The sequence below is a fragment of the Mycoplasma sp. 5370 genome (genome assembly GCF_054343435.1).
The window spans coordinates 1-6,427 of record NZ_JBTGVF010000036.1 but is presented as its reverse complement, the minus strand read 5'-3'; the positions used below and the strand labels follow the sequence as shown (position 1 = coordinate 6,427).

The following is a 6,427-nucleotide window of genomic DNA, read 5'->3' as shown; positions in this document are numbered from 1 at the left end:
CTCCTTAAATAAAAACATAAATTTGGTGTCCCAAATTTATGTCCCTGTTTAAAGTTATTTTATTTTTTATTTTCAAAAAAAGGAAAATATGCTACAATATATTTTGTTAGTAGAGGTGTAGTTCAATGGTAGAACAACGGGCTTCAACCCCGTGTGTTATGGGTTCGAGTCCTGTCACCTCTGCCATTTTTTTATTCCTTTTTTCAAGTAATAGAGTTTTTAGTAACACTTAAAATATTTATATTTTCTTTTGAAATATCTTTATTAATAATACTATTTGCAATTAATGTTTCTATATTTCTTTTAATAAATAATTTAATAGGGCGAGCACCAAAGTTTAACACATCTGTATTATTAACAATGTAATTTAATAATTCATTTTCATAAACAATAGAAAATCCTGTATTTTCTCTAATTCTAGTTAATAATTTATCTAATTCAAGTTTAGCAATATTTTTAAGAACATCTTTTGATAAAGGATTAAATTTAATAATTTCATCAATTCTATTTAAGAATTCTGGCTTAAAATGCTCAAGTAATTTTTCTTTAATTGTTTCCATTGAAATTTTAGGATTATCTAGAATTTCAAGAGCTGCAATATTGCTTGTCATAATAATGATAGTATTTTTAAAATTAACCTTTCTTCCTTTAGAGTCTGTTAAAGTTCCATGGTCCAAAATTTGTAATAATATATTAATAACATCAGGATGTGCTTTTTCTATTTCATCAAATAAAATTATAGAATAAGGATTTTGTCTAATTTTTTCAGTTAGTTGTCCTCCTGTTTCATAACCAATATAACCTGGAGGAGAACCAATTAATTTAGATACAGAGTGTTTTTCCATATATTCAGACATATCTAATCTAATCATTTGTTTTTCTGAGTTAAATAAAAGAAGGGCTAAAGCTCTTGCAAGTTCTGTTTTTCCAACTCCAGTTGAACCTACGAAAATAAAGGAACCTATTGGTTTATCTGGATCATTTATATTTGCTTTTGATCTTAAAATAGCTGCATTAACTAATTCAATTGCTTCGTCTTGTCCTTTGATTATATTTTTTAAATCAGTTTTTAAATTTAATACTTTAACTTTATCTTCTTCAATTAATTTAGCAACAGGAATTTTAGTTCATTTTGAAACAATTTTTGCAACATCTTCAGCTGTTACTTCGTCTTTTATAAAGGAATTAGTGCTATTTTCTATTTTTGTTTCTATTTCTTTAATTTGATTTTCCACTGCTGGAATTTTATTATAGATAATTTCAGATGCTTCTTTAAATTTCCCTTCATTTTGAAAAATTTTAAAATTATTTTTTAAATCATCAAGATAATTTTTTAATTCAGCAATTTTAGAAGTTTGGTTTTTTTCTTCATTAAAGATTTTTTCTTTTGATTTTATTTCTAATTCTAAATCTTTTATTTTTTCGTCTAATTCCTGTATTTTTTCTTTGTTTTCGTCATTTTTTGAACCTTTTAAAGAAATTTTTTCCATATTCAATTTTGCAAATTCTTGTTTTAATTTTTCAATTATTTCAGGTTGATAATTAGTTTCTACTTTTAAAGTAGCACTAGCTTCATCTACTAAGTCAATTGCTTTATCTGGTAGAAATCTATCACTAATATATCTTGAAGAAAGATTTGCAGCAGCTACTAATGACTCATCGGAAATTTTAATTTGATGGAAATTTTCCATTCTATTTTTAATTCCTCTTAAAATTGTTATAGTGCTTTCAATTGAAGGTTCACTTACATCTATTTTTTGCATTCTTCTTTCAAGTGCTGCATCCTTTTCGATATAAATTTTATATTCTTCAAGAGTGGTTGCACCAATTAATTTTATTCCACCTCTTGCCATAATTGGTTTAATAATGTTAGCAGCATCCATAGCGTTATTACCATTTCTTCCTGTTCCAATTAAAAGATGAATTTCATCTATAAAAACAATAATTTCACCGTTAGAATCTTCAATTTCTTTAATTAGTTTTTTTAATCTATCTTCAAATTGACCTTGGTAAGAAGCACCAGCAATTATAGAAGCTAAATCTATTTCTCATACTTCCTTATTTTTTAAACTTTCAGGTACATTACCTTCAACAATTTGTCTTGCCAAACCTTCAACAATAGCTGTTTTCCCTACTCCTGGTTCTCCAACAAGAACGGGATTATTTTTTGTTTTTCTTGAAAGAATTGTTATTATTCTTCTGATTTCTTCATCTCTTCCAATTACTGGATCTAATTTATTTTTTAGTGCCAAATCAGTTAAGTTTTTCCCAAATTCTTTTAAAGGGCTTTTGTTTTCTTTATATTCAAAATTCATATTATCACTCCTTTTTATTTTTTTCTAAACAAATTATAGCACATTTTTTGGCAGTCTAATAAAAAGAGTGCCAAATTTTTTGAAATAAAAAAATGAAGTTATTAATAACTTCAAATTAATGTCTTTTCTTTCTAGAAATTTCTTTAATTGATTTTATAAGTTCTTTTGCAATAATTTTACCAATTTCTTTTCCTGCGGACTTAGCAGCAGTTTTTGCTAGTGTTTTAGCAAAAGATCTAACTTCTTTGGAACGAATGAATTTATATCATTTTAATTTTAATTCTTTAGTTTTATCTGAAGTTACATTAACAAATTCATTTGCTTTTCTTTGTGCTTCTGCTTCATTATCCCCTTGTGATTTATAGAAAAAGACAAGAACTTTTTTATAAATTTCTTTTTGTTTTGAAAGTTCATTAGCTTTTATATCTTTTACTTTAGAATAATCAAAATCATTTTCATTTCCTTCAAATTCGCTATCAGAAGGTTGTTCTTCTGTTTCTTCGTTTGAACTTGTTGTTTTTGAAGGATTTGCAGGAGCAGGGTTTTCTGGATTGTTATTTACAGGGGTTGTTTGAATGTTTGAACCTGGTTCACTTGGATTTTCATTTGAAGGGGTTGTAGGAGTTGTAGGGGTTGTAGGAACAGGTTGTTCTGGGGTTGCAGGTTGTTTGGTTTCTGAATTATTATCACTTTTAGCTTGTTGGCAAGAAACAATAAATAAAGCAGAAACTGGTAAAACAGTTAGTGTACTTAATGTTAAAATTTTTGCTTTTTTCATATATTTTCCTTTTTTAAGTTTATGATAATACCATTTTACAAAAAAAAAAAAAAAAGCAAGTTTTTGGCAAAAAAAGAAAAATCCCTTTAGAATTTTCCTTATTTTTAATATTTTTAGTGTTTCTTTCTTTTTATAACTTCTTTAAGTGAATAGAAAATCTCTTTTGCTAAAAGTTTTCCAATTTGTCTAATGGAACGTTGTTTAATTGCTGTTTTAACAAAATTTCTAACTTGTTGAGAACGAATGAATTTGTATCATAAAACTTTTAATTCTTTTGGATTTGTACTTTTATTTATAAATTCAGTTGCCTTTTTATTTGCTTCTTCTTCTGAATTTCCTTGTCATTTATAAAAAGGAACGAGAATTTTTTTAAAAATTGCTTTCTTTTTAGATACTTCGTTTTCTTTGTATGCTTTTACTTTAGAGTAATCAGAATCATTTTCATTATTGTCAAAATGTTCATCACTAATTTGATTTTCATAATCTTTGTCATCTTCATCATCTTTAGGATTAGAATCAGAAGGAGTAGTTGATTTTGGTGTTACAGGATTTGGATCAGTATTTAGAGGTGCTGGTGAAGCAGGAGCAGGATTAGTTGGTTGGTTAGTTTGATTTCCTGATTCAGTTTTAGTTTGTTGGCAAGAAACAATAAATAGAGCAGAAACTGGTAAAACAGTTAGTGTACTTAAAGATAAAAATTTAATTTTTTTCATATTTTCCTTTTCTTTTTATTTTTATTAGTTTCATTTTACAAAAAAAAAAAAAAAAGCAAGTTTTTGATAAAAAAATAAGAAAACAGGCATTTTTATCCTGCTTTCTTAAACTTTTAATTTTATGAAATAACTTTAGCAATAATTTGAGAATACAAAACATAACCAAAATTTTTGCTATCTATGGATGAAAGAACATTTTTACCTAAAACAAAATATTGATTTTCTTTTAGGTGAATTTCTAAATTATGCATTTGTATTTTGTTTTTATTATCAAAATAGTTTCTTTTTAGAAAATATTTTATCTTAAAAGATTAATTGCCCTTTTTTTGTATGTTAAAAATGAGATTAATAAATAAAATAAATAATAACCAACACTTATTATTAATCAAACAAGTAAACTAATACTTAAAAAATATGAATAGTTTATCTCTAAAAGTTTAAATCCAGGACTTATATTTATAACAAGATAAAATGAAGCAAAAAATGAAGGAATTAAAAATATTAAAACCGATAAACTTAAAATAAGATAAGAAAAGGAATGGTATAAAAATATATTTAAAACTTTTGTTTTTAAAAGTTTTAGAATTCCAATTACTCTATTTTTAGAATCTGTTAAAAATTTAGAAAAAAGAATAATTGTAATAAAACTAATTGCAGAAACAACAATAACTAAAAGTAATAATAAGTAGGCAATGAAATTATTACCAACTGCTAATTGTTTATAAACTTGGGAATTATTTGTTGTTAATTTTAAATAAGGATTAATTTCTTTTAATTCTTCTTTTAAAAGATTAGTATCGTAGTTGGGTTTTGTAAAAATTGTAAAAGTTGGTTGATATTCTGATGCAAAATATTTAAAGTTACTATCTGTTGTTTTGAGTTCAGGATTAGTGCTTTCAAAAAAACCAACAACTTTAACTAAAAAATCATTATATCCTGTATTTAATTCTAAAAACGAATTAAGTTGCACGTCATATTTTTCTTTAATTTCTTTACTTAAATTAATTTCTTCATATGATTTAGCTTTTTGACCTTCAATTATTTGGTCAGTATCATTTATAACAGAATAGGACTTGATATTTATTTCATTTTCATTAGCACATTATATTTAGTTATTTGATTAGTTTTTCTTAGTGAAAAACCTTTAAAAAAATAATTTTCATTTGTTTTAATAAAGGAAGAAAGGGTTTTTGAAGAAAAGAAATTTAAGTTTTTGTTTTCAAAATTTAAAGAATTATTAATTGCACTAATAGTTAATTCCTTTTGTAAATTGCCAAAATTTACGTTAACCTTATCATTGATTTTTAAATTATATTTTTTTGCAATTTCTTCTGAAATTATAAATTCATTTTCATTTTCTGGAAAATTTCCTTCTATATTTAAATACTTCAACCTATCTTTAAAAAAGTTGTCATTTTCAATAGTTTGAAATTTTAATATTTCTTTTTCGTTGTTAATTACAAGTTTTACTACATAATTATCATATGTATCTAAACTATAATTAATTGATTCTAGTTGCTTTATTTTTTCTTTTTCTCCAGGATTAAGTTCATAAGATTGATTAATTTGTTTTGTTATAAACGCTTTATCAAAATCTGAAAATCTTGTATTTTCATTTTTAAGAGCTAAATTATTGCTTGAAAATAGCATAAAAATAGGGACTATTAAAATCGCTATTAACATAATAATAAAAGAAATAAAGAAAGAGTATTTCTTTTTAGTTATGTCAATTAAACTTAAATAAGGAGCAGGTAATAATTTATAGAATTTATTTCTTTTTTTACTTATTTTGTGATTAAAAATTTCTTCTTTTGGAGTAGGTGTTTTCTCTTCATTCTTTTTAAATTCCTTTGCATTTAAGTCATAATAGCTATCAGCATATTTTTTAACTAGATCAATATCGTGAGAAACAACAATAACAAGTTTATTTTGTGATATTTTATTAAATATATCAAAAATTTTATGGGAATTTTCTTCATCTAAGTTGCTTGTTGGTTCATCTGCAAGCAAAATATCAAAATCTCTTACTAGAGACCGAAGAATAGTTACTCTTTGTCTTTCTCCTTCAGATAATAGTTTAACCTTTTTCTTTAAAAGTGTTTCATCTAACTCTAAATCTTTTGCTAGCTCAATAATTTCTTTTTCATCAATAGTTTCAGAATTAACATTTAAAGAAATTTTTATATTTTGAAAAGCGTTTAAATCTTCAATTAAGTTAAAATCTTGAAAAACAAATTCAATTTTTGGGTTTTCTTTCTCAAAGGTAATAGTTCCAAAATCAGGATTGATTAAGTTACTAATTATGTTTAAAAAAGTACTTTTACCACTTCCTGATTTACCTAAAATACAGAAAATTTGTTTATTTTCTATATTTAGTTCCTTTATATCTAAAACTCTTTTGTTTTTAAAAGACTTTTTTAAATTTGAAATTTTAATCATTTTCTCCTCCTAATAAAAATAATAAAATAAAAGATCTTTTTTCAAGACCTTTTTCTATTTATAAATATTATTATAAGGTTTAAAAAAATCTTGATTTATAGACAAAAATAGTGTTAAAAATTTTAACCCTAAATTTTTACTAAATTTCTATACTTAGTTAATTTTATTGTTTAATTCATCTA

The 6,427-nt window shown here is 24.2% G+C and carries 6 protein-coding genes and 1 tRNA gene; 1 reads left to right on the top strand and 6 read right to left on the bottom strand.

Going from position 1 to position 6,427, the window contains the following annotated elements:
- Positions 1-111: 111 nt before the first annotated feature.
- A tRNA-Trp gene (locus ACXX88_RS03910) sits at positions 112-186 on the top strand.
- Between the two features lie 5 nt (positions 187-191).
- Here the strand turns inward: ACXX88_RS03910 and ACXX88_RS03905 are convergent.
- From ACXX88_RS03905 to ACXX88_RS03880, 6 genes are all read right to left on the bottom strand, one after another.
- On the bottom strand, positions 192-2,315 hold the full coding sequence (locus tag ACXX88_RS03905; RefSeq protein WP_458559642.1) for an ATP-dependent Clp protease ATP-binding subunit: 2,124 nt from the start codon (positions 2,313-2,315) through the stop codon (positions 192-194).
- Positions 2,316-2,430: 115 nt separating this feature from the next.
- Positions 2,431-3,093, bottom strand: a complete 663-nt coding sequence (locus tag ACXX88_RS03900; RefSeq protein ID WP_436358987.1) for a hypothetical protein — start codon at positions 3,091-3,093, stop codon at positions 2,431-2,433.
- A gap of 113 nt (positions 3,094-3,206) precedes the next feature.
- Entirely contained in the window at positions 3,207-3,806 is a 600-nt protein-coding gene (locus tag ACXX88_RS03895) for a hypothetical protein (protein WP_458559641.1), read from the bottom strand.
- Between the two features lie 119 nt (positions 3,807-3,925).
- On the bottom strand, positions 3,926-4,057 hold the full coding sequence (locus ACXX88_RS03890) for a S26 family signal peptidase (RefSeq protein WP_436358991.1): 132 nt from the start codon (positions 4,055-4,057) through the stop codon (positions 3,926-3,928).
- A gap of 47 nt (positions 4,058-4,104) precedes the next feature.
- Positions 4,105-4,776: a hypothetical protein gene (locus tag ACXX88_RS03885; RefSeq protein ID WP_458559640.1), complete on the bottom strand. Its 672-nt coding sequence runs from the start codon at positions 4,774-4,776 to the stop codon at positions 4,105-4,107.
- 110 nt (positions 4,777-4,886) lie between these two features.
- Complete coding sequence (locus tag ACXX88_RS03880; RefSeq protein ID WP_458559639.1) at positions 4,887-6,245, bottom strand: ATP-binding cassette domain-containing protein; 1,359 nt, start codon at positions 6,243-6,245, stop codon at positions 4,887-4,889.
- Positions 6,246-6,427 lie beyond the last annotated feature (182 nt).